Source organism: Nocardioides sp. NPDC057767 (assembly GCF_042798275.1).
Taxonomy (GTDB): domain Bacteria; phylum Actinomycetota; class Actinomycetes; order Propionibacteriales; family Nocardioidaceae; genus Nocardioides.
The window spans coordinates 112,980-138,414 of the sequence record NZ_JBHVKJ010000002.1; the positions used below are offsets into that span (position 1 = coordinate 112,980).

Annotated in this window: 27 protein-coding genes; 17 read left to right on the top strand and 10 right to left on the bottom strand. The window is 66.8% G+C overall.

From position 1 onward, the window contains the following. Positions 1 to 36: 36 nt before the first annotated feature. Both ACFVDI_RS01880 and ACFVDI_RS01885 read right to left on the bottom strand, forming a co-directional pair. On the bottom strand, positions 37 to 1,359 hold the full coding sequence (locus tag ACFVDI_RS01880) for a hypothetical protein (RefSeq protein ID WP_141779336.1): 1,323 nt from the start codon (positions 1,357 to 1,359) through the stop codon (positions 37 to 39). 5 nt (positions 1,360 to 1,364) lie between these two features. Beyond that, entirely contained in the window at positions 1,365 to 1,808 is a 444-nt protein-coding gene (locus ACFVDI_RS01885) for a hypothetical protein (protein ID WP_141779337.1), read from the bottom strand. Positions 1,809 to 2,157: 349 nt separating this feature from the next. Here ACFVDI_RS01885 and ACFVDI_RS01890 point away from each other — a divergent pair, with 349 nt between their 5' ends. Next, a complete protein-coding gene (locus ACFVDI_RS01890) occupies positions 2,158 to 2,550 on the top strand; it encodes a BlaI/MecI/CopY family transcriptional regulator (RefSeq protein ID WP_141779338.1) in 393 nt (130 codons plus the stop codon). After that, complete coding sequence (locus ACFVDI_RS01895) at positions 2,547 to 3,533, top strand: M56 family metallopeptidase (protein ID WP_141779339.1); 987 nt, start codon at positions 2,547 to 2,549, stop codon at positions 3,531 to 3,533. The genes ACFVDI_RS01890 and ACFVDI_RS01895 overlap by 4 nt, the downstream gene beginning before the upstream one ends. Here ACFVDI_RS01895 and ACFVDI_RS01900 read toward each other — a convergent pair. After that, complete coding sequence (locus tag ACFVDI_RS01900) at positions 3,513 to 5,507, bottom strand: bifunctional copper resistance protein CopD/cytochrome c oxidase assembly protein (protein WP_211352326.1); 1,995 nt, start codon at positions 5,505 to 5,507, stop codon at positions 3,513 to 3,515. The genes ACFVDI_RS01895 and ACFVDI_RS01900 overlap by 21 nt on opposite strands. Then, positions 5,504 to 6,139, bottom strand: a complete 636-nt coding sequence (locus ACFVDI_RS01905) for a copper resistance CopC family protein (protein ID WP_141779340.1) — start codon at positions 6,137 to 6,139, stop codon at positions 5,504 to 5,506. Before ACFVDI_RS01905 ends, ACFVDI_RS01900 begins: the two co-directional genes overlap by 4 nt. A gap of 197 nt (positions 6,140 to 6,336) precedes the next feature. Between ACFVDI_RS01905 and ACFVDI_RS01910 the strand changes: the two genes are divergently transcribed. The 3 genes from ACFVDI_RS01910 to ACFVDI_RS01920 all read left to right on the top strand — a co-directional run bounded on the left by ACFVDI_RS01910 (position 6,337) and on the right by ACFVDI_RS01920 (position 8,344). After that, a complete protein-coding gene (locus ACFVDI_RS01910) occupies positions 6,337 to 6,714 on the top strand; it encodes a metalloregulator ArsR/SmtB family transcription factor (RefSeq protein ID WP_141779341.1) in 378 nt (125 codons plus the stop codon). Further along, positions 6,711 to 7,424: a cation diffusion facilitator family transporter gene (locus ACFVDI_RS01915; protein WP_141779342.1), complete on the top strand. Its 714-nt coding sequence runs from the start codon at positions 6,711 to 6,713 to the stop codon at positions 7,422 to 7,424. The genes ACFVDI_RS01910 and ACFVDI_RS01915 overlap by 4 nt, the downstream gene beginning before the upstream one ends. A gap of 65 nt (positions 7,425 to 7,489) precedes the next feature. Continuing rightward, positions 7,490 to 8,344 (top strand): cation diffusion facilitator family transporter, encoded by an 855-nt coding sequence (locus ACFVDI_RS01920; protein ID WP_378899904.1) that lies wholly within the window; start codon positions 7,490 to 7,492, stop codon positions 8,342 to 8,344. Positions 8,345 to 8,451: 107 nt separating this feature from the next. Here ACFVDI_RS01920 and ACFVDI_RS01925 read toward each other — a convergent pair whose 3' ends face one another. Beyond that, the gene (locus ACFVDI_RS01925) at positions 8,452 to 9,246 is read right to left on the bottom strand and encodes a D-alanyl-D-alanine carboxypeptidase family protein (RefSeq protein ID WP_141779344.1); all 795 of its coding nucleotides are present in this window, start codon (positions 9,244 to 9,246) and stop codon (positions 8,452 to 8,454) included. 300 nt (positions 9,247 to 9,546) lie between these two features. On the opposite strand from ACFVDI_RS01925, the gene ACFVDI_RS01930 reads away from it, so the two are divergent. The 7 genes from ACFVDI_RS01930 to ACFVDI_RS01960 all read left to right on the top strand — a co-directional run bounded on the left by ACFVDI_RS01930 (position 9,547) and on the right by ACFVDI_RS01960 (position 15,557). Further along, the gene (locus ACFVDI_RS01930) at positions 9,547 to 10,170 is read left to right on the top strand and encodes a TlpA disulfide reductase family protein (protein WP_141779345.1); all 624 of its coding nucleotides are present in this window, start codon (positions 9,547 to 9,549) and stop codon (positions 10,168 to 10,170) included. A 104-nt stretch (positions 10,171 to 10,274) separates the two neighbouring features. Continuing rightward, positions 10,275 to 11,759: a cytochrome c biogenesis protein ResB gene (locus tag ACFVDI_RS01935; RefSeq protein ID WP_246087973.1), complete on the top strand. Its 1,485-nt coding sequence runs from the start codon at positions 10,275 to 10,277 to the stop codon at positions 11,757 to 11,759. Beyond that, a complete protein-coding gene (ccsB, locus tag ACFVDI_RS01940; protein ID WP_141779347.1) occupies positions 11,756 to 12,658 on the top strand; it encodes a c-type cytochrome biogenesis protein CcsB in 903 nt (300 codons plus the stop codon). Before ACFVDI_RS01935 ends, ccsB begins: the two co-directional genes overlap by 4 nt. Before the next feature lie 163 nt (positions 12,659 to 12,821). After that, on the top strand, positions 12,822 to 13,490 hold the full coding sequence (locus ACFVDI_RS01945; protein WP_246087974.1) for a thioredoxin domain-containing protein: 669 nt from the start codon (positions 12,822 to 12,824) through the stop codon (positions 13,488 to 13,490). After that, a complete protein-coding gene (locus tag ACFVDI_RS01950) occupies positions 13,490 to 14,140 on the top strand; it encodes a vitamin K epoxide reductase family protein (protein ID WP_141779348.1) in 651 nt (216 codons plus the stop codon). The genes ACFVDI_RS01945 and ACFVDI_RS01950 overlap by 1 nt, the downstream gene beginning before the upstream one ends. A gap of 125 nt (positions 14,141 to 14,265) precedes the next feature. After that, a complete protein-coding gene (locus tag ACFVDI_RS01955; protein ID WP_141779349.1) occupies positions 14,266 to 14,619 on the top strand; it encodes a BlaI/MecI/CopY family transcriptional regulator in 354 nt (117 codons plus the stop codon). Continuing rightward, on the top strand, positions 14,616 to 15,557 hold the full coding sequence (locus tag ACFVDI_RS01960) for a M56 family metallopeptidase (protein ID WP_141779350.1): 942 nt from the start codon (positions 14,616 to 14,618) through the stop codon (positions 15,555 to 15,557). The genes ACFVDI_RS01955 and ACFVDI_RS01960 overlap by 4 nt, the downstream gene beginning before the upstream one ends. A gap of 26 nt (positions 15,558 to 15,583) precedes the next feature. Here ACFVDI_RS01960 and ACFVDI_RS01965 read toward each other — a convergent pair whose 3' ends face one another. Together ACFVDI_RS01965 and ACFVDI_RS01970 are read right to left on the bottom strand one after the other, a co-directional pair. Further along, positions 15,584 to 17,485 (bottom strand): copper resistance protein CopC, encoded by a 1,902-nt coding sequence (locus ACFVDI_RS01965; RefSeq protein WP_328528991.1) that lies wholly within the window; start codon positions 17,483 to 17,485, stop codon positions 15,584 to 15,586. Further along, positions 17,482 to 19,746 (bottom strand): cation-translocating P-type ATPase, encoded by a 2,265-nt coding sequence (locus tag ACFVDI_RS01970; RefSeq protein ID WP_141779352.1) that lies wholly within the window; start codon positions 19,744 to 19,746, stop codon positions 17,482 to 17,484. Before ACFVDI_RS01970 ends, ACFVDI_RS01965 begins: the two co-directional genes overlap by 4 nt. 62 nt (positions 19,747 to 19,808) lie before the next feature. Between ACFVDI_RS01970 and ACFVDI_RS01975 the strand changes: the two genes are divergently transcribed. The 4 genes from ACFVDI_RS01975 (at position 19,809) to ACFVDI_RS01990 (ending at position 22,618) form a co-directional block, all read left to right on the top strand. Continuing rightward, entirely contained in the window at positions 19,809 to 20,867 is a 1,059-nt protein-coding gene (locus tag ACFVDI_RS01975; protein ID WP_141779353.1) for a sulfite exporter TauE/SafE family protein, read from the top strand. Positions 20,868 to 20,873: 6 nt separating this feature from the next. After that, positions 20,874 to 21,146: a heavy-metal-associated domain-containing protein gene (locus ACFVDI_RS01980; protein WP_141779354.1), complete on the top strand. Its 273-nt coding sequence runs from the start codon at positions 20,874 to 20,876 to the stop codon at positions 21,144 to 21,146. Between the two features lie 246 nt (positions 21,147 to 21,392). Next, positions 21,393 to 21,746 carry a DUF2752 domain-containing protein gene (locus ACFVDI_RS01985; RefSeq protein WP_170225060.1) on the top strand — a complete coding sequence of 118 codons (354 nt, stop codon included), beginning with the start codon at positions 21,393 to 21,395 and terminating at the stop codon, positions 21,744 to 21,746. A gap of 23 nt (positions 21,747 to 21,769) precedes the next feature. After that, on the top strand, positions 21,770 to 22,618 hold the full coding sequence (locus ACFVDI_RS01990; protein ID WP_141779356.1) for a F510_1955 family glycosylhydrolase: 849 nt from the start codon (positions 21,770 to 21,772) through the stop codon (positions 22,616 to 22,618). A gap of 194 nt (positions 22,619 to 22,812) precedes the next feature. Here ACFVDI_RS01990 and lspA read toward each other — a convergent pair whose 3' ends face one another. Genes lspA through ACFVDI_RS02005 form a run of 3 tightly spaced genes read right to left on the bottom strand, consistent with a single transcriptional unit; the run spans position 22,813 to position 24,403 of the window. Next, complete coding sequence (lspA, locus tag ACFVDI_RS01995; RefSeq protein ID WP_211352327.1) at positions 22,813 to 23,328, bottom strand: signal peptidase II; 516 nt, start codon at positions 23,326 to 23,328, stop codon at positions 22,813 to 22,815. After that, entirely contained in the window at positions 23,307 to 24,017 is a 711-nt protein-coding gene (locus ACFVDI_RS02000; protein ID WP_141779357.1) for a cation diffusion facilitator family transporter, read from the bottom strand. Before ACFVDI_RS02000 ends, lspA begins: the two co-directional genes overlap by 22 nt. Further along, the gene (locus ACFVDI_RS02005; RefSeq protein WP_141779358.1) at positions 24,014 to 24,403 is read right to left on the bottom strand and encodes a helix-turn-helix transcriptional regulator; all 390 of its coding nucleotides are present in this window, start codon (positions 24,401 to 24,403) and stop codon (positions 24,014 to 24,016) included. The genes ACFVDI_RS02000 and ACFVDI_RS02005 overlap by 4 nt, the downstream gene beginning before the upstream one ends. A 50-nt stretch (positions 24,404 to 24,453) precedes the next feature. On the opposite strand from ACFVDI_RS02005, the gene ACFVDI_RS02010 reads away from it, so the two are divergent. Then, complete coding sequence (locus ACFVDI_RS02010; RefSeq protein ID WP_141779359.1) at positions 24,454 to 25,083, top strand: class I SAM-dependent methyltransferase; 630 nt, start codon at positions 24,454 to 24,456, stop codon at positions 25,081 to 25,083. Positions 25,084 to 25,435: the final 352 nt, after the last annotated feature.

The window sequence follows — 25,435 nt, forward strand, 5'->3', positions numbered from 1 at the left end:
ACATCCCGGTGCCGCGCGACCCCAGGACCTGTCGGCTCAGCCACTGAACAACAGGTACAAGCCGCCGACTGTGTAGGTGATCATCACGACCAGCAGGCCGAGCTGTCCGGTGACCTGGTGGGTTCTCGGAAGAAGCTTGACGGCGCGATCGTGGGCGGCGATGACACCGAGGACATGGCCGGTCACCACGGCGAGGACCTTGATGACGGCGATCGTCGTAGGTTGGCTGGAGAGGAAGTAGACCGGGGTCCAATCGGCTGTGCCGAGCAGGTTCGAGCCGTTGAGCATCGGGTCGCTCAGCTGGATCAGAACCTGTTGGCCGTACTCGAGCAGGAGCGTCATGTAGTGCGCGACGACGTAGCCGACGATGATAGGCGCGACGGAGTGGGCAAAGAGCGCTGGCAGCTGAGCTCGCCTTAGACCTGGACCGACGGCGGTGGCAATGGTCCCGGCGGTGAAGGTGACGCCCACGAAGACGCAGAAGGCCAGCAGTACCAAGGTGCCGAGGACGGTGGCGTCAATGACCGTGGTCTGGGTGATGCGTGCCCACGTCGGAGAGCGGCTGAAGCTGTCATACGCGGTCGACCCGAGCAGCACCGCCACGACGGCGACGCGGCTCGGGCTGGCGTCGAGGCCGTCCAGGTGGTTGAGCGGCCATTGCCAGATGCGGTTGCCGTCGGCGTCTCGCCCCAACGGTGACAGTTGGCCGATGAGGGTCGAGTAGGCCTCGAACGGATCCGCGCGCTCGAACCAACGCTCCCCGAAGATGACGGCGCCGAGGACGAGGGTGACCACGTAGACCGTGAACCATCCGCGAATGGGCGTGATGTAGGTGGAGTTGGGTGCGGCCAACTCGAGCCAGGCGAAGGCGAACAGCCCGATCGTGGCAGGCCAGTAACCGGCGAAACGAGGGAGCGGGATCAGTCCGCCACGAAGGGCCGGGCCGCCCAGGGCCGTGATGCCTGCATAGACCGTGCGCAGCGGGCTGATCGCCTTCCAGGCGGGTCCGAACAGGAGTGATACCGGCACAAGTCCGACCCAGACGAACACGTAGACGATCCCGAAGACCGGGTTGGAAGCAAGGTCCGGTCCGGCGACGAGCGCCCAGACGAAGTAGCCGAAGGCGATCATGCCGAGAGTGCGTGCTGCTCCCTCGGCCCAACGGGAATCGAGGGCGATCGCGAGCCACGTCGGCAGCCGACGGCCCTTGCTTGCGTCAAGGCGCGGGCGGCGCCAAGCAAGAATGAGGATCACGAACGAAGCCGCCAGCGCGATCCCGGACCCGGTGATGGCATAGCTGGCCGGGATAGGAAGGTCCTGTGCGCCCCCGATGCCGTGAGCGGGAAAGAGGGTGTACATCGGTGTCAGCGCGCTTCGATTTGCACGATCAACGCATCGGACTCGTGCTCCTCCACTTCGACCACGCCCGGCTTGTCGATGGTGACCTGGATCGTGGTCGTGCCCTCGGAGAACTCGGGGGTCTGCTCCGGACTGGAGTGGACGTGGAGGCCGCCGGCCCGATCGGAGGTGACGACAAAGGTCACCGGTTCGCCGACCTTGGCCTGAATCCGGGTGCCCTTAGGAGTCACAGACTTTCCGGAGATGGACACCTCGACGACTGGCCCTTCGGGTTCCTGCTGCACCGGGCTGGAGGAGGAACGCGCTGGCGAGGCGGCCTGATCACCCGTGGACGGGGACGAGGACTGTGCAGGCGTGGGTGTCGTGGCCGGGGCTGTGCCGCCACCGCCGCATCCTGCGAGCAGCATCACGACCGCTCCCGCGCCAGCTACCGCCAGTGCCTTCTTCACAGCAGATCCCTTTCGTCAGCGGGGCCATCACCCCGTCTCCTACAACAAGTAGTAGGAGGGTAAAGGTGGGTGCTGAGAGTTCTCCAAACATGCGGCACCCGCAGCGCACGGCGACGGAGCGTCTCCTATCATGAGTAGTAGGAGGTGTGCCGTTGACACCCGTGGAGCTGACCTGTCCCGACTGCCAGGTGACACTTGTGGCAGACAGCGTGGTTGAGCTGGCCGACGTGGTCGGTAAGCACGAGCTCAGCATCCACGAGCGACAGGCCGTGCGCCAGCATGTGCTGTCCAGGATCGGGGCGCAGAACCGATGAGTGTTGCGGCGTAAGAGTGAGGGAGAATCACCGGTATGCGTCAGTTCGGGCATCTAGAAGCCAAGGTGATGGACCGGTTGTGGTCGGCGGATCGGCCGCTGACGGTTCGCGAGGTTCATGCGCTTCTGCCTACCGATCGGCAGCGGGCGTACACGACGGTGATGACGGTGATGGACAAGCTCTTCCGCAAGGGCGTCCTCGAGCGAGAGCTTGACGGCAAGGCCTATCGCTATCGTCCGGTGGCGTCGCGTGCGGAGCACACTGCCACGGCCATGGAGGAACTGCTCAGCACGAGTGGTACGCCGCGGTCGACATTGCTTCACTTCGTCGGTCAGCTCAGCGCCGAGGAGGCCCAGGAGCTGCGCGAGGCACTAGACGCCGTCGCCGTCGATCCTGTGGACCGATCGACCGGGGAGGGACGGTCGTGATCGCCGTCGTCGTGCTGATCGTGGTTGCCGCCACCGCCGGAACCCTGGGCGCCACGATGCTCTCGCGCGCCGGGTGGGTGAGGCGAGCGCCGGTCATCGGGTTGGTCGTGTGGCAGTCGGTGTCGGTGACCATCCTGGCCTCGGTGCTCCTGGCGGCCGCGCTGGTTGCGTTGCCGCCGCCCGTATTCTCGGCGGCATCTGGCTGGCTCGGGACCTGTCTGGGCCTGCTCGAGGGGCACTATGCTGCGCCGTTCGGCTGGATCGGGCGCGTGACGGGCGCGGTGATCGGGTGTGTCGTCCTGGCTCGAGCGGTGGGTTGCACGATGTTGGAGGCCCGCGCAGCGGGCGTTGCGCGTCGGGTCACGCGCGGGCGGCTCGCCCTGCTTGCGGCCCCGAGATCTGATGGCGTGCTGCTCCTCGAGGACGATCGTCCAGCGGCTTACTGCGTACCTGGCCGCCGACCGGTGGTCGTCCTCACCACGGGTGCCGAGCGACTCTTGCGTCCTGAGCAGAGGATCGCGGTGCTGACCCATGAACGGGCGCATCTTCGGGCGAGGCACCACTGGGCGGTGTTGTGGGCATCGGGGCTGAACCGTGCCTTCGGGTTCGTTCCCGCGTTCGCGCACGGCGCCCGAGAGGTGGAGTTGCTGGTCGAGATGCATGCCGATGACGCGGCCGCACGAGCTAGCGGTCGTCAGAGTCTGGCTGAGGCGCTGGTCAGGATGGCCTCGGGCCCGGCGCCCACCGCGACGCTTGCCGCCCACGGTGCAGACGCAGTGACCCGCGTTCGGAGGCTGCTTGGTCGGCCCGAGCGGCTGGGCGCCGGCGCGCGGGTGGCGCTGACCGGGCTCGCGGCCGCGCTGCTGCTCGGTCCGGTGCTGATCGGGCTGCTCCCGGCGATCGAGTCGACCCTGCGGGAGCACTGCGCACCGTATGAGCATGCTTGTGACGTGCCGGGACGTTCAGACGTCGCGCTGCCCTGATCCTGTGTCGGATCCGTCGGGGGACCGGTCCGCCAGCGCTTGCAGTCGAGCGTTGTACGCGGCCCGCGCTGCATCTCCGTCCCGTTCAGCTCGCCTGTCGAGACGACGGGCCTCACGGCCGTCGGCGCGGACCCAGGCGGCAACGAGCGCTGCTGCCAGAAGTGCGAGTGGGAGGTCACCCATGGCCCAGCCCAGGGACGCGCCCAGATATTGGTCCTGCGCGAGGGTGTCGCCCCAGGTGCGCCCCAGCCCGCCGTACCACTCTTGAGCCAAGATCTTGCGGCTGGACATCAACGAGATCGAGAAGAAGGCGTGGAACGCGAAGGTCGCCATCACCAGCAGGACCCGCAGCGGATAGGGCGGTCGGCGGGGCCCCGGATCCTCGCCGCACACGACGTTGGCGAGCAGGTAGCCGCTGAGCAGGAAGTGCGCGGTCATCAGCAGATGTCCGGTGTGTGTACTCAGGGCAAGCTCGAAGAGCCCGGAGTAGTAGAAGGTGGGCAGACTGATGATGAAGAGGCCGGCCGCCACCAGTGGATGCCCGAGCAGGCCGACGGGCCACGAGTGCACGATGACGAGGAGCCACTCCCGGGCGCCGCGGGAGCCGTCCGTACGTCGTCGAAGTACACGCAGCGCCAGGGTCACCGGGCTGCCGAGCACCAAGAGGATCGGAACCAGCGTGGCGATGGTCATGTGTTGAACCATGTGCATGCTGAACAACACCTCGCCGTAGGTTCCTGGGGGCCCACTGGTCGCCCACAGCAGAACCAGGCAACCGAGGAGCCATAGCACCGTGCGGCCTCGTGACCAGACGACGCCGCGCTGATGGAGTCGGCGCACACCGAGCAGATAGAGCACGGCCGCGAGCACGGCGACAGGGCCCCAGAACGTGTCCAGGCGCCATTCGGTGATCCATCGTTGGGCCGTCAGCTCGGGCGGCATGGGCTGCCCGAGGATCGCCTCGGCCGGAGTCGCCGCGGGTTCTGTGCCGGAGCCCGATGGAGGCGCGGAGCGGCCCAAAGCGACCCCGGTACCGATCGCGACGCCCATCAGGGCAAGCTCTCCAACGGCGAGGCGTGCGAAACGGCCCCCGGTGAAGGATGCCGGGGTCGAGGCCAGCAGGCGCCGTCGATGCCACCAGCCGATCCCCAGGCATGCACCTAGCACCGCTGCCTTGATGGCGAGCAAGGCTCCATACGTGCTGAGGAGGTCGGCGACGGCAGGCACCCGGATGCCGGCAGCGAGCACTCCCGACAGGCCTACCAGCGCTGCACACCAGCCGGCGAGGCGAGAGAATCCCGAGATCACGGACGTCGTGCGGGCAGCGGCGCCGGCAACCAGGAGAGCGGCCAGGGTGCCGACCCAGATCGTGACCGGGACCAGGTGCAGAAACTGCAGGTTCACTCCGAGATCGTGGTCGGAGTCTCCTGCGGCGTGCCCGGTCAGGGCGAGTGGCCACAGGGCAGCCAGGGCCAGCAACGTGCTGAATCCGATGCCGGTCACGCTGCGCACCAGGGCCGCGGTGGTCGTCGCGGCCGCAGCGAGGACGAGGCTGGCCGCAAGTGCCTTGCCGTAGTCGATCTGGGTGATGAAGAACCACACCGGCGCCCACCCTCCGGACCACGGTGAGACCCCTGAGACATCAGCCTGTACGAAGATGATCTCGATGGCTCCCGCAACGACCCAGGTGGAGCCGGCGGCAGCGGCTACGACCTGGCTCCTGCGCTGTGCAGCCCCAAGGAGGCGCCGGCCCGCTCCTGGCAGCAGCACCGCCGCCAACACCAGGCTGCCGATCGTCACCGTTGCGGCGACATCGCGCACGACGCGAGCGACGGGCAGACCCCACCGAGTGAGGGCGCCGGGGTCGGGGAGGCCTGATGTCGGAGACGCGACCGCGCCGGTGAGCGACAACAGGGCGACGGTCACCAGGACAGGAGTGGTCAGCAGACCGATGAGGAGAGCTCTCCTGGTCACTCCTGACCGTCCTTGCGACGACGCAGCAGGACGACCGGCATCGCGATCAAGGGCACGAGCAGGACGGCGAGGAACACGATACGGCCGGCGGTGGTTCCTGGTGCCTCCTTGGCGGCGTCGGTGCCCGAGGACCGATTACCGCTCGATGGCCGCGGTTCGTCCGTCATCGAAGCTGACGCAGTCGGCGAGGCACTGGGCGAGGCGTCTCCCGGGTTCGTCGCTGGGCGAGCCGCGACGGTGAACTTGACGGTTCCGGTGACCGGATGACCATCGGTTGAGACGACGCGAAAGCTGAGTGTCCACGGGACCGCGTCGCCACCGGCGCCCGACGTGGCTGTCGCAGGCACGGCCGCGACCAGCTGGGTTCCTTCGGCTGTGGGGGAGGACAGCGAGGTGGCGGGCGTCTCCGGGGCGGAGAGGGTCAGCGTTGCGTACTCCGCGCTGATGGCCTCGTTGAAGGTGAGCCGCACCTGGGTCGGCATGGCCGACAGTTGCGCGCCGGCCGCCGGGTTCGACGCGACCACCGCGGTGTGCGCCTCGGCGGGAGCAACCGAGCCGAGGAGGGCGACCGCCCCGACCATGGCGGCCGCAACGAGCGTTGCGAGGTGTCGCGGACGCGTGGGATGGGGCATCGGAGTCTCCTTCGACTGGTGCGCTCGTTCGTCTAATGCTCTCGCTGGGTTCGGCCGCCACGGTCGGCGCGACCCAGGCGCGTACGATGCAAAGTAGTAGTGGCGACTGGGAAGTTCCTGAGAGCTGCGCCGGCATCCGAGAATCGCCGGCTGGCGAGACTTGACATGGCGTGCGCGACTGGCGATAACATCGCCGAATGGCGATCATTAATGTCGAAGGGGTTGGCGCTCCGCCGATCGACGAGCGTTCCGCTGGCGTTGCCGCAGCCTGCTTGTTCCGCGGGATGAGTGATCCCTCGCGCGTAGCGATCCTGCGGCACCTGCTCCTGGGGGAGCACCGCGTGGCGGATCTGACCCAACACCTCGGATTGGCCCAGTCCACGGTCTCGAAGCACCTGGCCTGCCTTCGCGACTGCGGGCTGGTCGAGTCCCGGTCGGTCGGACGGTCGTCGGTGTACTCGCTGACGCATCGCGACGCGGTGCTCAAGGTGTTCGCGGCCGCAGAAGAGCTTCTGGCTGCCACTGGAGACGCCGTCGTGTTGTGTCCGGTCAACGGTGAGGAGGCGGCACAGTGACCACCGATCTTCCCGCCCCGGTCTTCACTGGAGACCAAGCAAGGCGCAAGCGGCTGGGCCGCCGTGCTCAACTGTTGGCCGCCGCGTCCGTGAGCTACAACGTGATCGAGGCAGTCATCGCGATCAGTGCCGGGCTGATCGCCGGGTCTGTCGCGCTGGTCGGATTCGGCCTGGACTCGATCGTGGAGGTCAGCAGTGGCCTGATCATCTTGTGGCAGTTCCGGCATCCGCTTCCGGAGTCTCGCGAGCGGCAGGCGTTGCGCCTGATGGCGTTGTCCTTCTTCGCACTCGCCGGCTACGTGACGTTCGAGTCCGTCCGCGCGCTGCTGAGTGGTGATGCACCGGAAAGCTCGCCGGTCGGGATCGCTCTGGCTGTGGCCTCGCTTGTGATCATGCCGTTCCTGTCCTGGGCGCAGCGGCGCACGGGGCGAGCGCTCGGGTCGAACGCCGTTGTCGCGGACTCCACGCAGACCTTGCTGTGCACCTACCTGTCGGCGGTCCTCCTTGCGGGCCTGCTTCTCAATGCTGCGCTCGGATGGGCGTGGGCCGACCCGATCGCGGGTCTCGTCATCGCCGCCGTCGCGGTGCGGGAAGGACTCGAGGCGTGGCGTGGAGAGGGATGCGCGTGCGGACCTGATCTGCCGGCCGACCTCGACACCGCCTCCGGCGGCTGCGCTGACGGATGCTGCAACGACGAGGGGAGGCTCTGATGGGCGGCCACGGACACGGACACGGACATGCGCCCGCCGCCGGGCATGCCGGTTCCCGCTACCGCGTGAGGTTGACGGCGGCGTTTGGCCTGGTCGCCGCATTCTTCCTGGTCGAGCTGGTCGCGGGATTGCTCTCCGGGTCTCTCGCCCTCGTCTCCGATGCCGGCCACATGGCCGCGGATGTGGTCGCTCTGGGGGCTGCGCTCGTCGCCACCAGGATCGCCACCAGGCCAGACACGACCGGCCGCAGGACGTACGGCTCCTACCGCGCTGAGGTGTTCGCCTCCGGCCTCACCGTCTTGATCATGCTCGGCGTGTCCGCCTACGTCGTCGCCGAGTCGGTCGCCCGGATCGGGGAGTCGCCGGAGCCGGCATCGGGCACGATGCTGGTCGTTGGTGTCATCGGCCTGGCGGTGAACGTCGTCTCGATGCTCCTGCTCCGCTCCGGTTCGACCGAGTCGCTCAACGTCAAGGGCGCCTACTACGAAGTCGTTGCCGATGCTGCCGGCAGCGTTGGGGTCATCCTGGCCGCGATCCTGGTCGCGGCAACCGGAAACGGCCTGTGGGACACCGCCGTGGCTCTGGCGATCGGCATCTTCGTGGCCGTACGTGCTGTCGTGCTCGGCCGCGAGGTCCTCGCCGTTCTCGGCCAGCACGTGCCCGACGGCGTCAGTCTGGACGAGGTCGTCACCGGTCTGGAGGCCATCGACGGCGTGAGCGAGGTCCACGATCTGCACATCTGGACCCTCACCTCCGGCATGAATGTGGCCACTGCCCATTTGGTCACCAGCGCAGGCGTGTCGCCCGATGACGTGCTGACTCGGGCCCAAGCGCTGCTCGCCACGGAGCACCGGATCGAGCACGCGACGTTGCAGGTCGAGCAGGCGCCGACGGCGCAGTGTCACGAGGTCAACTGGTAGGGACTCGTGCCGGCCAGGCGGGTCGGTACAGCCTTGCCGGTCATCGTGCACGCGAGAGCCGTTGCGAGATGGGTTTCCATGATCACCAAGGTGCAGGCACGGGGACGCTATCTCGCCGAGAACTCCCAATGCCATGGTTCCGGTTTCGACCCGTCGCTGCGTGCCCACTGGGGGTTGTCCCAGCCCAGGTCGGGACCGTTGCGCCGCAGCCACGCGTGAGTAGCTGACGAGTAGGACTCGGCACCGCCGCAGAGGTCCAGCGCGATCCCCCAGCCGTGGCGGCTCGTGCCGGGGTCTGCTGCCAGGTCCGGCTTGGCTTCGAACACCTGCTCCTGCGCTTCGATACTCCGGTAGGAGTCGGTCACGCAGATGCCTTCGCCGAACTCAGAACGGTAGCGGTCGTCGAGCCGCGACCAGGCCTCGGCGGCATCGGGGTGAAGAGCGTGGGAGCTGCCGACCGGGAGCCCGCACAGCTCTCCCGCCGGCAGGCTTCCGTTGGGATGAGAGGTGGCCTGGTCCGAGGCAGTGCAGGACCGGAGCCATGCCGGATCACCATCCCGCTTGGGCTTGGTCCTCGTGCTCGGGGCGCCTCGCGTGACCGGCTTGCGACGATCTGTCGCTGCGTTCGGGGATGCCTCCACGGCTTCGGTCGGTCGGGCGCTTGCCGGAGCCTGTGCTCCGGAATCGGTGACTGCAGCGCGTTCGTCCTGAGTGACCGCAGACGCCACGGTGAAGGCAGCCGCGGTGGCTACCACCGCTCCGGCCGCAAGCCCAGAGGGCCCGAGCGAGCCCGGCGATCGCCGCTCGCCGCTCCATCGTCGTCGCGACAGCCTTTCGGCACGGTGTCGTCCCTGGGGTCGTCGACTCATGTTCCTCACGTGGTTGTCTTTGCGGCACCCCATGGCTCCCTGTCTCCCGCATGAACGCGAGCGATTGGCCAGCTCTCGGGGCGGCCCCACAATCTACTATTCGACATCGGAGACCGTCGAACCCGAGTGGCAGACCACGGAAACTCTCATAAAGACCACAGGGAACTCTCATAGAGAACGTAACGCTCCCGGACGGGATCTCTTGACCAGTGCCGGTGTTGCCCTCCCCCACGGATGCACGAGACCAGACACCTACTATCCTACTAAGTAGGCTAGTACGAACAGTCCTGGCGACCTCAAGAACGAGGGGACAGGACCGTGCGAAGGGGATCCATGCTTGAGCAGAATGACAAGGGCTCGACAAGTCGAGGCCGGCTCCTCGCCGTGGTGGCGGTGGCCTTGGTCGTTGCGTTCGGCGCAGTCATCGGAGCGGCCATGTTCCTCCGAGATGGCCCCGGCCAGAGCTCGGCCGCTTCCCCGGGTGGTGACTCTGTCGAGGAGTACAGAGCCGGCGACCGCAGACCGGTCGGGAGTATCCGAGGTGGGCTTCTCGACGGTGGCACTTTCTCCAGCGCCGAGGTGAGCGGAGTCGTCGTATACAACGTGTGGGGCTCATGGTGCGCGCCGTGTCGTACCGAGGCGCCGGTACTACGTCGGCTCTCGACGGAGTTTGCGACATCGGGTGTCAGGTTCATCGGCATCAATGTTCGTGACAATGATCAGGCGGCCCGCGCTTTCGAACGCACCTATGACATCGCTTACCCGAGTATCACCACCGCATCGGCGCCCGATGCCCTCCTCGCGTTCGGTAGCGCGTTTCCACCACGCGCCGTTCCGAGCACATTCGTCGTCGACGCAGAGGGCAGGCTCGCTGCTCGGATCCTGGGCCCGGCCAAGTACTCGACTCTCAAGGCATTGGTCACGCGAACGCTGGAGGCATCGGGGCCCACGTCGTGATGCGCTCACCTGAGTTCGGCCCGGGGAGGGTGCAGTCATCCCGGCCTGAGGAAGCGCGCATCTCTTGGGGGTGGGGTCGCTGGGCTTGGAGGAAGCTGACTGCGATGCGTACCGCAGTCATTCTGCTCGCGCTGCTCGCCCTAGCGGCGATCCCCGGCTCGTTGTTGCCTCAGCGCGGTGTAGCCAGCGACCCCTTCGCGGTGACTCAGTACCAGCGAGACCACCCCGACTTGGCGCCTTGGCTCGACAGGTTCGGCATGTTCGAGGTCTATGCGTCGCCATGGTTCGCGGCGATATACATCCTGCTGCTGGTCTCGATGACGGGCTGTGTCCTACCTCGCACCCGCCAGTTGTGGCGATCCGCACGAAGTAGCCCACCCGCGGCTCCGCGCAACCTGGCCCGCCTGCACGGGCACCGAAGCTGGTCCAGCCGCCTCGACGCCGAGGAGTTGCTCGACACCGCAGCACGGCACCTGCGCCGTCGGGGCTTTCGAGTGGTCATGGACGCCGATCAAGTGCGAGCCGAGAAGGGCTACCTTCGGGAAGTGGGGAACTTGATGTTCCATCTTTCACTGCTCGTCCTCCTCTTTGGCGTCGCCGCAGGCAAATTGCTTGGGTATGAGGGCCGGGTCGCGGTCATCGAAGGATCATCGTTCACCAACGTCCGTGCCCTCTACGACGGCTTCGCTCGCTCACCTTGGACCGACGTTGACGACCTCGAACCGTTCACGCTCCGGCTCGAGGACTTCATGGCAACGTACGAATTGACGGGACCAAAGGCCGGAGAACCCAGGGACTTCAAGGCGAACATCTCCTACCGCACATCCGACAGCAGTCCCGAGCGTCAAACGACAGTCTCGCCGAATCAACCCCTCGTTGTTCGCGGCACGAAGGTGTTTCTGACCGGTCACGGCTACGCGCCCAAGGTCACGGTCCGCGACGGAACCGGTGCGGTGGTCTTCACAGGTCCGGTGATCTTCCTGCCCAAGGACTCCGCACTCGCCTCCGACGGAGTCGTGAAGGCTCCCGACGCGCGCCCCGTACAGATCGCGTTCCAGGGAACCTTCCTGCCCACCGCTGCGATCGACGAGTCAGGGCCGTACTCGGCCTTCCCGAAAGCCATCGACCCCCAGCTCTTCCTGACCGCATTCACCGGTGACCTCGGTCTCGGCGACGGCACCCCGCAATCAGTGTTCACCTTGGACAAGTCGGGTCTGAGCCAGGTCCAAACGGACGACAAACCCTTCAGCCAAGCACTCTCGCCCGGCGAGACGATGAGCCTCCCCGATGGCAACGGCAGCCTCACCTTCGACGGTCTCGCGCAGTTCGCCAACTTCCAGATCGCCTACGACCCCGGCAAGGAGGTTTCTCTCGTTGCTGCCGTCCTCCTGCTGGTCGGACTCACCATGTCGCTGGCGATCCCAAGGCGACGCCTGTGGGTCCGCGTCACGAACACGGATGACGGGAATCACATCGAGCTCGCCTCACTCCCTCTGGCAAGGCGCGAGGCACCGGTATCCGAGTCAAGAGACCTGATCGCCGCCCTGGACGGACCCACCACCAAATCCCCCGAGGACGATGGCACATGAACACACAGACCTTTGCCGAACTCTCCGACTCGATGATCTACTCGGCCATCGCCATCTATGGGCTTGCGCTGCTTGCCTATGCCGCTGAGAGCGCAGGACGTGTCGCGACCAGCGGGCCCAGAGTCCGGCAGAGCAACCGTCTGGTCCTGATCGGAGCTGTGGGGACCTCGCTAACTGTGCTGGCTTTCCTGCTCAATGTCGGGGGCGTCGCCACGAGGGCTCTGGCGACTCAACGCGCGCCATGGGGCAACATGTACGAGTTCGTCATCGTGGCCGCCCTTGCCTCCGGCGGCGCCTATCTGATTTTTCTGCGTCGGCAGCCGGTCCGGACGCTCGGGGTGTGGGTCGTCGCGGTCCTGCTGCTGGCATTGGGGCTCGCCGTCACCGTGCTGTACACACCCGCCGGCTCGCTGGTTCCGGTGCTCAACTCGTACTGGCTCGTCATTCACGTAGCGGCCGCGATCACGGCCAGCGGAATCTTCACGGTGGGGTTCGTCGCGGCAGCACTCTTCTTGGTGCGAATCCGCTCCGACAAACGCCAAGGTGTCGATGCCGCTCCATCTCGGCGGTACGCCGCCACCCTTCCGGCCGCGGAGATCCTCGAGCGAGTCGCCCACGGGGCAGCGATGTTCGCATTCCCGATCTGGACGTTCGCGGTGATTGCGGGCGCGATCTGGGCGGAGAACTCCTGGGGACGCTACTGGGGATGGGACCCGAAGGAGACCTGGGCATTCATCACCTGGGTGCTCTACGCTGCCTACCTGCACGCCCAGTCAACCGTCGGCTGGCGCGGAGCCCGAGCCTCCTGGTTCGCGATCGCCGGCTACCTGGCGCTCCTGTTCAACCTGTTCGGCGTGAACCTGTGGATCACCGGTCTCCATTCCTACGCAGGCGTGTAGAGGTTCGCGGCGCTGGCAACGTCTGACGATCTGATGGTGCCCCTGGTCGAGACGCCGTGAACTGGGTGCTGTCCGCGGTCGCGTCCAGCCCGAGGGCGAATCGACTACCGGCCATTTACTACGATCCATCATCGTAGATTCCACTGAGACGAGAGTTGTGCCTGTGACCATCCAGTTGAAAGTCGCGATGCTGATCGCCGCAGCCTTCGTGATCGGCATCGGAGGCCTCCTGTTCTCGACAGGCCGTGACGACGAACCTGCAACGGGCGACTCATCGAAGACCGCGAACGGTGCGCCTGATCCACGCCTCGTACGTCCCGACAGCCACGTTCTCGGGGAACGGGGAACCAGTGACGTGGTGCTGGTCGAGTTCTTGGACTTCGAGTGCGAGGCCTGTCGTGCCGCCTATCCGATCGTCGAGGAGCTTCGCGAGGAGTACGCCGGCGAGGTGACCTTCGTGACCCGGTACTACCCGCTACCTGGGCACTTCAACTCCACCCGCGCCGCGCGGGCCGTGGAGTCGGCAGCGAGACAGGGCAAGTACGAGCAGATGTACCAGCGGATGTTCGAGACCCAGTCTGCGTGGGGTGAGCAGCAGAAACCGATGGATGCGCTGTTTCGCAAGTACGCTGCGGAGCTCGGGCTGGACATGAAGCGGTTCGACGCCGACTACTCGTCCAAGGATGTTGCTGATCGCGTTCAACGCGATGTCGACGACGGCACCGAGCTCGGGGTCCAGGGAACCCCGACGTTCTACCTTGACGGCGAGCTGTTCGAGCCAGCCGCTGCGGAGGACTTCAACACGGCTCTCGACGCTGCACTGGGCAAGTGATGGCCACCACGCGAGCGTCCGGCAGCGATAGGGCCCGTGATGGCGTTCCTGTCACTTCGCTGCCGATCTCTGACAAGGCCCTTGCGTGGCTGCTGCTCATCGCCGGCCTGGTCGGCCTAGCTGCAGCATTCGTGCTGGCGGTAGAGAAGTTCACGCTGCTACGCAACCCGGACTACCTGCCCACCTGCAGCATCAACCCGGTGCTCAGCTGCGGATCGGTGATGTCTGCCGATCAGGCCGAGGCGTTCGGGTTCCCCAACCCACTCATCGGGGTGGCCGCCTTCCCTGTCGTCGCAATGACAGGCGCTGCGCTCCTTGCTGGTGCCGAACTCAAGCGTTGGTATTGGATCGGCCTTCAAGTCGGCGCAACGTTCGGCATGGCCTTCGTGGGATGGCTCATCTTCCAGAGTCTCTACCGGATCGGCGCGTTGTGCCCGTACTGCATGGTGGTGTGGGCCGTGATGGGGGCCGTGTTCTGGTATGTCACTCTCCGAAACGCCGGCGCGGGGATGTTCGGCGCCAGGGTCGGCCGTAGTGCCGTGGTGCGATGGTCTGCACGCTGGCATCTCGTGGTGGTGACCACGGCGGCCGTGCTGGTGCTGACGTTGATCGCACATCGGTTCTGGTACTACTGGTCGACCTTGGCGTAAGCCCGCCGGTCACATTGCAGACGGCGTCGTAAGCCCTGGTTCGCCACCGCCGGATCATCGCCGGACGACGCATCTACTATGAGCGATAGGATTTCATGGGAGACGCTCGCGGATCGAGGACGGACATGCGTGGACTAGGGCAACTTGAGGCCACCGTCATGGGCGTGATGTGGGAGGTCAGAGAGCCTGTCACGGTGCGCGCGGTGGTGGAGAGACTGCAGCAGAGCCGCGAGATTGCGTATACGACGGTGATGACCGTGATGGACAATCTCCATTCGAAGGGCTTCTTGACGCGCGGGCGTGCAGGTCGGGCCTACGTCTACCAGGCTGCGCGACCACGAGAGGAGCACGAGGCGGAGCTGATGGAGGAGGTGCTGGCCGGAAGTGCTGACAGGAGCGCGACGTTGTTGCATTTCGTCGAGAAGATCACGCCTGACGAGCTGGCGCAGCTGAGGGCACTCCTGGCGGACAAGCCGTGACAGCCAGCATCATCTTGCTCAGTCTCGCCTTGGCACTCGGCGGGCTGGGGCCGCGACTGATCGACCGAGTCATGCGACCGGAGTCTGCTCCGATGTCGGGCGTGCTTGCCTGGCAGACGACCTCGGCAGCGGTGCTGCTGTCGTTCGGAATGGGTGCAGCGCTGTTATGCCGCCATATCTGGACGAGTGCATCAGGCCTGGAGCTCCTCGGTCGTTGCGCGGAGCTGCTGACCCATGCACGCACGGCGGAGCCGGTCACTCTCGCTGGGCTGTTGGGGATCACGGTTCTTCTCGTTGGCGCGATGCGAGTGCTCTGGTGCGGCTTCCGGCACGCTCGGAGGATCGGCCGCGACCGCCGTGCGCAGCGACTGAGGCTGGCGATGCTGGCGGTCCCGCACGAGTCTGAACCTGACGTCCGAGTGATCGACCAGGGCCCAGCGACGGTGTTCTGCCTTCCTCACTGGGCTCGTGGTGACGTGTACGTCACCAATGCAGCGCTCGAGGTCTTGTCGCGTGCCGAATTGGCGGCGGTGCTCGAGCATGAGCGCGCTCACCTGCGCGGGCGGCATGCGCTGGTGGTCTCTGCTGCGACGGTGCTAGGGACGGCGTTTCCGTTCGTGCCTCTGTTCCGTGCGGCGGCGAACGCTGTTCCGGGCCTGGTTGAGATGGCAGCGGACGATGCCGCGGTTCGCCATACGGACCGACACGTCGTGGCGGGCGCCCTGCTGTGTCTGGCAGAGGCAGCTACCCCGGCAACGGCATTCGGTGCGGGTGGCAGCACGGTCATCCGCCGGGTGCGTCGCCTGGTCGATCCAGACCCCAGGTCGGGAGGGTTCCGGGTTGTTCTCGTGACGGCCGTGGCGCTGGCCGTACTGCTCGGCCCGATCGCGGTGGGGACGCTTGCTCCGGCTGCTGCATGCCCCTTCGCGATGCCCTGACAAGCGCCAACGGTCTTGGCGCTGGGTTAGTCGCCGTGCTCGGGATAGATCAGAGTCCGGGTGACGAGGTGATTGGGTGCGGCGAGCACTTCCTGCACGATGCGGTCGTGGTGATCGAGCGTGAGTTGCACGTAGGTTGCTTCTGCCGGATATCCGAGGGCGAGCGTGTTGTCGTCGAGGCGGATGACCACCGGAGCGACCCCTGAACCGAACGGCCCTGTGCCGAGGTACTCCCGACCGGTCAACGGAATCGCGGATCGCCCGGCAGCGCCGATGCTCGTGTCGCTGGTGACCTGCTCGTGGACCACCACACGGGGTTCGCGCTCCGTCGCAGCCACAGCCTTCTTGAGCAGGTCGGGAGCAGGTCGAGCCGGCCAGGGGACGAGGAGCGCGGCGGTACCGCCGTCGAACTCCTCGTCGTCGACATAGAGGGTGACGGTGCTGGATCCCGGGCTCCAGTCGATCGGTGTGACGAAGCATCCTTCACCGCACTCGCGAAAGCGCAGTTTCACTGGCGCCTGCCGTGGTGGTGTGACGTTGCCCGACAGCGTGTAGCGATTGCTCCCCGTGTCCGCGGAAGTGGCTGCCGTATCCGGCGTGACGAGCCGGATCACGAGTTGGCCTTGGCTTGCTGTGGCTCCGATTCCGATCCAGCCGGCCCGGGTGCCCAGTGCCACGACCTCACCTGAGGGTGGGGGAGGAAACGGTAGCGGCGCGTCCTCCGGAGTCGGTGGAGCAAGCGCGGTGAGTGCTGAGGAGGCCACGAGCACGCCCGCGAGGGCCCCGATCTCAAGGTGGGCAGCCACCGAAGGCTGCCGGGCACCTCGGCGTAGGAACCAGCGGGCTGCGAGTGCGAGCGCGACGGCCACGAGAACGAGTCCGAGCTTGGCGGCGAGCCAGCGGCCGTACGAGGTATCGGTGAGCATGGGGACGATGTCGCCCAGAGGGACGAGCGGCGCGGCCGCGAGCGTGCCCGCGACCAGCACGGCTACGACGACCCAGAGCGCAGGTCGGGCATAGGTGACGAAGGCATCGCGAGCACCCGGCCCGCCCCGGCGTAGAGCAACCCGGACGGTGTGGACCAGCGCTCCGAGCCACACCGCTGCGGCAAGTAGGTGAAGGCTGAGGAACACCGCACCCCAGCCCGGGAGCTCCGCCTGGGGATGAGCTCGCAGGCCTTCGAGGATCGCGATACCGACCGTCCCTGCGATCAGCACCGTGCGGCGACGGGAGGCCAGCACGACGAGGGCCAGGGCCACCTCGCCTGCGGCGAGCCGTCCCGGGGCGGAGTCGACCAGCACGCCGACCCGGGTGACCCCGCTCGAAAGCGATCCGCCGCCGGCTTGGACGAGCGCCAGGCCGACGGCTCCTAGGAGGGCGAGACCCCCGCCGGTGCGGAGCAGCGGGCGGGGGTCGTCGGGCTCGCTCGTACGCCGCGCCAGGTGCTCTCCGACCAATCCGCCCAGCAGCAGGGCGAGGCCGGCGAACAGCAGCCATCGGAGCACCCCTGTGGGAGTGGCACCTGGTGTTTGTGGCGTCTGTGGACCCAGAGTGAGCCCGGCGCTGGAGCCGACCGCGAACCGGAACTCGGCGGCCATCGAGTCGCCATCACGCGCGGTGACTGCCCAGGCCACCTCGTACTCGCCTGGCTCGAGGCGCGACAGCAACGGCACCGACAGGACTCGGTCGCCGCGGCTGAGCCTCACCGCTCCTACCGGGGCTGCCCCGTCCGGGCCTGTGATGGTGAGCGCGCTGCCTGCGGGGGCGACGGCCTGATCGAAGACCAGCTGGATCTGCCGCGGCGAGGTGGGGACTGCACCGTTGGCGGTGGGTGTGGTGAAGAGGAGGGTCGCGTGCGCCTGCGCTGGTGAGGGGAGGCTCAGCAGCACGATGCAGACGGCGGCCAGTACCACCAGCGATCGGATCACCGTGCGTGGAGGGGTTTGAAGCGGCGAAGCCGGAGGCTGTTGCTGACCACGAACACCGAGGAGCTCGCCATGGCGGCGCCGGCGATGAGTGGGTTGAGCAGACCGAATGCAGCTAGGGGTAGGGCGGCCACGTTGTAGAAGAACGCCCAGAACAGGTTGCCCTTGATGGTGCCCAAGGTCTTGCGGGCCAGCCTGATGGCGTCGACGGCGCCCCGCAGATCACCCTTGACCAGGGTCAGGTCGGCAGCGGCGATGGCGGCGTCGGTGCCGGTGCCCATGGCGAGGCCGAGGTCGGCCTGCGCGAGCGCGGCCGCGTCGTTGACGCCATCGCCGACCATGGCGACGACCTTACCGTCGGCTTGGAGTTTCTTGATGACGTCGACCTTGTCCTCGGGGTGGACTTCGGCGATGACATGCGCGATGTCGACCTGGGCAGCGATGTGCTGTGCGGCCGCCTCGTTGTCGCCGGTGAGGAGGATCGGCGTCAGGCCGAGCCTCTTCAAGTCGACGACGGCGCCCGCGCTGGTGGGCCGGAGCGCGTCCGCGACCACCAGCGCCGCCCGCGCCTGTCCGCTCCAGGCAGCGAGCACGACCGTGTGACCGGCCGCCTCGGCATTGCGCTGTGCAGAAACCAGAGCGTCAGGGATCGCCAGACCCAACGTGGCAAGCCATGTTGCCCGACCGGCGAACACCTCGTTGCCGTCCACGACGCCGCTGACGCCCCGACCCGCATGGTTGTGGAAGTCCGAGACAGGTCGAGGGTCGCTGAGTGTTTCGGCAATGGCGCGGGCAATGGGATGTTCGCTCGCATGCTCGATCGCACCTGCCAACTGCAGGGCCTCTTCCCGGTCCGTCCCCTCGTCGGTGATGACCTCGAGAAGCCGCATCCGGCCCTCGGTGACAGTACCGGTCTTGTCCAGGACGATGGTGTCCACACGTCGGGTGGACTCCAGCACCTCGGGTCCACGGATCAGTAGACCGAGGTGGGCACCACGGCCGGTGCCGACCATCAGCGCAGTCGGGGTGGCCAGGCCCAGTGCACAGGGGCAGGCGATGATGAGGACGGCGACAGCCGCCGTGATCGCTGCGGTGGCAGTGTGACCGAGACCGATCCAGAGCCCGAAGGTGCCGGCCGCGATGACCAGGACGGCGGGTACGAAGACTGCTGACACCCGGTCAGCGAGCCGTTGGGCATGGGCCTTGCCGGTCTGCGCCTGCTCGACGAGGCGGGCGATCTGAGCCAACTTGGTGTCGCTGCCGACCCGAGTTGCTCGTACGACGAGTCGACCCCCTGCGTTGACGGTAGCTCCTGTGACGGTGTCGCCCGGGGCGACTTCGACTGGGACCGCCTCGCCGGTGAGCAGTGACTCGTCCACCGCGGAGGCGCCGTCGACGACCTCGCCGTCGGTGGCGATCTTCTCGCCGGGGCGTACGACGAACTCCGTGCCGATCGTGAGATGGTCGACGGGGATACGCACCTCGACGCCGTCTCGCAAGACTGCGACGTCCTTCGCCCCGAGGTCCAGCAGGGCACGGATCGCCTCGCCGGCGCGGCGTCTCGCTCGCGCCTCGAAGTAGCGGCCGGCGAGGATGAACGCCGTCAGGGCGGCAGCGACCTCGAGGTAGATCTCCGGAGTGCGGCCGAGCTCGCCGGACCGCGGCATCAGGGAGAACTCCATGTGCATGCCCGACTCGCCGGCACCTCCGAAGAACAGCGCGTAGACACTCCACCCCCAAGCGGCCAGCACACCGATCGAGACCAACGTGTCCATCGTGGCCGCACCGTGCCGAGCGTTGACGGCGGCAGCACGGTGGAAGGGCCATGCACCCCACAGGGCGACCGGTGAGGCGAGCGCAAACGCGAGCCACTGCCAGAACTGGAACTGCGCCGGCGGCACCATCGACAGCACCACCACCGGTAGGGACAGCACGGCAGACAGGATCAGCCGATCCCGCAGGGAACGGATGCGCCGCGCCTCGGCCGCCTCTGCCGACGCCTCACCAGATCCGTGCTCTGGTCTCGGGAGTGCGGCGCCGTATCCGGCGGTCGCGACGGTCGCAACCAGCTCGTCGGGCAACACGCTGCCTGGGAACGTGACGTGCGCGGAGGCCGTGGCGAAGTTGACCGTCGCGAGGACGCCGGGCATCTTGTTGAGCTTCCGCTCGATTCGGGTCGCGCAGGATGCGCAGGTCATCCCGGTGATCGTGAGGTCCACGGTGCCGCCTGTGGCGGGCCCTGCGGACAGCGAGGTGTCGGTCATGGCGTCCTTTCTACTATCTGACATAGTAGTAGCACTGTCGCGAACGAACGGAGACCATCCCCATGAACCTTGGCGCCATCCTCCTTGCCGGCCTACTGGCTGGCGGCGTCTCATGTGCCGCCGTCCAAGGTGGCCTTCTGGCCGGTCTGGTGGCGCGCCAGAAGGGTCGCACGACCGGGATTGAGGGCGGGAAGCGACAGCCGGCGATGAAGCAGACGTGGCAGGCACAGCTCGGAGGTGACCTGGCTCCGGTGGGCGGCTTTCTCGCCGGGAAGATCACCTCGCACGCTCTGTTCGGCGCGCTGCTCGGCGCAGTCGGCTCGGCCGTCCAGCTCTCTCCGAATCTCCGCTCGACCGTGCAGATCGTGGCGGGCCTTCTGATCATCGCCTTCGGTCTGGCTCAGCTCGGCGTACCGGGCTTCAGGAGTTTCGCGATCACTCTGCCCGCCTCCTGGGTGAAGCTCGTGCGTGGTCGTGCACACTCGACAAGCGCCCTGGCTCCAGCGATCCTCGGGTTCGCCTCGATCCTGCTGCCGTGTGGCGTGACGCTGTCGATGATGGCGCTGGCCATCACCTCAGGATCCCCTGTACGGGGCGCGCTCACCATGGCTGTGTTCGTTCTCGGCACCGCGCCGTTGTTCACCCTCATCGGATATGTCGCTCACAAGGCGGCGGCTGCCTGGAAGGGCCGGCTCGCGCTCGCCACCGGCATCGTTGTGCTTCTCGCCGGGTTCTACACGCTGAACGGCGGCCTCACCCTGGCCGGTTCGCCGCTGGCCGCGCAGAATCTCAAACAGACCTTCGGTATCGACCAACCAGCGATCGCGGACGCCTCTACGGTGACGATGGCCGACGGCACACAGACTGCGGTCATCACAGTCACCTCGGGCCGGTTCTCGCCAGCAAACCTCGCACTCAAGGCAGGCGTCCCGACCAAGGTGATCTTCCGTTCCCAGGGCGCCTACGGATGCGTACGAGCGCTCGTCGTCCCCGCCCTCAACACTCAAACAGTTCTGCCCGAGAACGGCGACACCCCGTTCGACCTCGGCATCACCAAGGCCGGGCGCATCGACTACTCGTGCTCGATGGGCATGTACTCCGGCACCATCACGATCAGCTAGGACACCATGCAGACCACCTATACCTGGGCCGTGACCGGCATGCACTGCAACAGCTGCAGCATCCTCATCGACGAGGCCGTCGAAGAACTCGATGGCGTGACTTCTTCGACCACTTCGCTCAAGAAGAAGCTCACTACTGTCACGCTCGACCCCACCCGATGCGAACCTGCCCACGTCGCCGAGGCGATCCGCATCGCCGGCTACGACGTCAACCCTGTATCCGTGAGCGCTCAGGCTGCACCCGCACGGCGCGCATGGTTTCGCCGGGCACGGTCGTGAGGTCCTGATGGGCAACCGCTCAAAGAGATGGGCGCAGAAGAGTCTGTGGCCCGTGTATGCGTTCGGGGCGTTCATCGTCATCGGCTTCACGCTCACCGTGCTCGGGGTGCGGACGTGCCTGTGAACGCGCCATCGCACACCCATCTGGCGATGCGGGTGACTCTCGAGGGGCGCGACCGATACCGGTGGATCAGTCTCGGGGCGGCGGGCCTGGCAGTGATCGCTGGAGGCATGGCGGTGTTCGGCTTGCCCCCGATCGATCTCCACGGGCCGTTGCACTGGTACGGGATCATGGACCCGCTGTGCGGCGGCACTCGTGCCGCCCGCTACACCGCGATGGGTCGGTGGGGTGAGGCATGGCGCTACAACCCACTCGGCATCGCCACCGTGCTGGTCGTAAGCCTGCTGCTCCTACGTGGCGCCACCGGCATCATGACCGGCCGTTGGCTCACCGCGCACATCACCTGGACCCGCCGCGCACGCAGGATCGCCATCGCTGCGGCCGTGATCTTGCTGATCCTTCTCGAGATCCGGCAACAGGGTCGGGCCGACCTGCTGATGCAGGGCACCTTCACCTTCATCGACCACCCTGTTCGTTGAACCCTGACCCTGAGGATCGAACCATGCACCGCCTGCCTGTTCTTGTAGCGATCTCCTCCTCCGTGATCCTGCTTCTGGGCGGCTGCGCGTCGGACCAACCGGAACGCTCAGCCGCCACGGGCGACGATCAACAGATCGGCCACATCCACGGGCTCGGCATCGATCCCGCCGACGGCGCCCTGTATGCAGCAGGACACCTCGGGGTCTTCAAGATCGAGAACGGCACACCAACCCGCATCGCCAACCGCTGGCAAGACACCATGGCGTTCACCGTCACCGGTCCGCACACCTTCCTGGGCAGCGGCCACCCGGACCTGAACGAGGACCTGCCGCCCCATCTCGGTCTGATCGAATCCACCGATGCAGCCAAGACCTGGAAACCCCTGTCACTCCAGGGCGAGGCCGACTTCCACGCACTCGAGGTCGTCGGCAACCGGGTGTTCGGCTACGACTCCAACAGCAGCCAGATCCTCGCCACCACCGACCGTACGACGTGGAAGAGCGTGACGGAGGGCGAGTTCATCGACCTCGCCTCATCGTCGGGCAAGACTGATCAGGTCCTCGCCACCACCGGAGCGGGTGAACTCGTCCGGGTGGACCTCGGCGGCCAGACCACGAAAGTCGCCGACGCACCCCGGCTCGTGTGGATCGACGCCACCCCGCGCGGCGTGCTCGTCGGCACCGGACCTGACGGCAAGGTCTACACGGCCGACTCTGCAACCGGCGACTGGATCAACCCAGGATCGGTCACTGGGCAACCCGAAGCCCTCGACGCCACGGACACCGTCTGGCACGTCGCAACCGATACCGGAATCTACGCATCCGAGGATCAGGGGGCGACGTGGTCCAAGATCGTCGAAATCGGACAGTAACTGCGTAAGTGCCCCGGTTGATCCGACAGCGGCGTCACCGCGAACGGGTCCTGTCCGGCAGTTTCTCCAGTACGAGCTGGATCGATCCGATGTTCCAACATGGACTCCAGGATCGACGTTACCCAAAGGTGGCGCCGAAACGGCCTTGGTGCTGTGACGCCGACGGACGCGCGTCGGCGAATTTTGCGTGCCTCCTAGGTCTCAGTTGCTGGTTGGTCCTTCCAAGACAGCGCAACGAGCAGGAGTCCGCCGGTCACGATGAAAACGTCCGCGAGGTTGAAGGTGGGCCACCAGCCGGTGTGCAGGTAATCGGTGACGTGCCCGTCCGGCGTGCGATCGATGAGGTTGGCGAGCGCGCCGCCGAGAATGACGGCGAGCGCGAGGCCCCAGGGCTGGCTTGCTTCTGGCGTGGTGCGCCATAGCAGCACTGCTACCCCTGCCGTGAGAAGGGCGGTTATCCCGACGACGATCCAGGACGGAGCGTCGGCTGCGAAGGAGAATGCGACGCCGGGGTTGAAGGTGAGCCGGAGATCGAGAAGGCCGCCTTCGATCGGAGCAGCAGGTAGGGCGCGTTCGGCCCATGCCTTGATTCCGAGGTCGGCTCCGGCAAGGACGGCGGCCAGGACGAGCAGCCCGATCCGGCGTTTGAGGACGCGGGACCGAGCTGCGACGGTGGTGCTAGGGGCTGTCACTGGCAGTCCTGCGAGCACGAGGACGCCTGGCCGGAGCCGGGCTCGTTGTCGTCGTCTTCGCAGCCATCGTCGCAGACGAGTTCGCCTTCCCAGGCTTCCTTGCCCTCCATGATGGCGAAGGCGGCGATGACAAAGCCGGCTACGGGGTCGATCCAGGTCCAGCCCAACAGCGCGAAGGCCACCAGTCCCGCGAAGGTCGATACGGACAGCCACGCGCACAGCTTCGTTTCGGCGGCGTCGGCGACGACGAGGCGGGAGTTCATCTCCAGACCGGCCTTGCGCTTGGCGTGGGCCAGCCAGGGCATGATGACGATGGAGACGCCGGTCAAGACGATGCCGACCAGGGAGGTGTCGGGTTTCTCGCCGCTGACGAGGTCGCGGATGCCTTCGATGGTGACGTAGGCGGCGAGGGCGAAGAACGTGACGGCGATGAACTTCAGGGCCCTGCGTTCCTTGGCCTCGTCTGGTTCGCCGCCCTTCATCTCCGCGAGCAGCCGCACCAGGACCACCGTCGCGGCAGCGACCTCGATGCTGGAGTCGACCCCAAAGCCGATCAGCGAGACCGCCCCGGCGACCGTGCCGGCCGCGATCGCGATGATGCCCTCGACGACGTTGTAGCCGATCGTGAACTGGGCGTACCTGACAGCGCGGCGGGCAGCCTTGCCGGTCACGTCCGGCGTGGTGGCCGTGGTCGGTGTGCTGCTCATCGGGTGGACTCCTCAGGGCCGATGGAGTTGGATCCGTAGGTGGGGCACAGGTCGACGGCGTCGCCGGTAGCGGCGAGCAACTGCTCTGCGGAGGCGAGCAGGTCGAGCAGCTCCGGCCTAGCGAGCGAGTGCAGGGTGGCGCGGCCTTGTGGCCGGGAGGTGATCAGGCCACAGTCGCGCAGGCAGGCGAGGTGCGCGGAGACTGTGGACTGCGCCAGCCCCACGCAGCTGACTAGGTCCGTGACGCGGGCCTCGCCCTCTGCAAGTCGCCGCAGAATCGCCAGGCGTGCCGGGTCTCCCAGGGAACGGAACAGGGCAACGGCCGCGGTCGGCGCCCCACATGAGGTGGTAGCCGACAGTGCGCTCTCCGTGCTATCAATCGTCATGGAACGATGATAACTGTCGTAGTCGATGTTTATCTAGAAGGGGTCGTGTCATGTTGATGAACCGAATCGAGAAAGCAGCGGTCAACAGTCCCGCCCGCCGGGCCCTGCAACGCTTCTACGAGGTCCCCGCGCTGTTGCGGCTGGCCGGCGGGCCGCTACCAGAGGGCGGCCGCGCCGTGGAGATCGGCTGCGGCTCCGGGTACGGCACACGGATGATCCTCGACCGCTTCCAGGCCGCACAGGTCGATGCACTTGACCTCGATCCCGACATGGTGGCCAAGGCCCAGCACCGCCTAGCGGACCGTCCGGACCGGGTGCGCCTCCAGGTAGCGGACGCCACCGACCTGAAGGCGGCGTTTGATGCCGCGGACGCCACCTATGACGCGGCCTTCGACTTCGCGATCATCCATCACATCCCCGATTGGCGCGCGAGCGTCGCTGAGATCGCACGTGTGCTGAAACCCGGCGGAATGTTCATCTTCGACGAAGTCACCGCCCATGCCCTGGCCCGACCGACCTACCGGCGACTGTTCGACCACCCCGAGCACGACCGATTCACCGCGCAGGATTTCCTCGCCGAGCTACCCCATCACGGCCTGGCTGTGACCGGTGCATTCACCCGCATCCAGGGCGACTATCTGCTCGGCGCCGCCCGCAAGCTCGACTTCGGCAGCGAATGAGCACGATGCCCATCACCGAGGGACGTGATTTCGGCAGGTCAGAGGGCGTGCCGCACCGCACGTCAGGTGGCGGCTTGAAAATCGCCATGTCACGGTGAGCGGGTGTTCGAGGGCGAGGGTGGCCACTGGCGGAGTGGTTTCGACCCTGGGTAGTAGGAGCGCGGCATGCCGCGCTGACTGCATCAGGGGGTGCAACGGTCATGAGGGCGGCGTCCAGGCGGGAAGCGACTCCAGACGCGTTGATACCCCCTGCGCGATCGAGTTCTCTCGAGGTGGCTTCGAGCGGACGAGTGCACCAGGACAGGCTCTGTGACGGTGAGCGAGCCAAGATCCTCACGCCGGAGCAGGACGC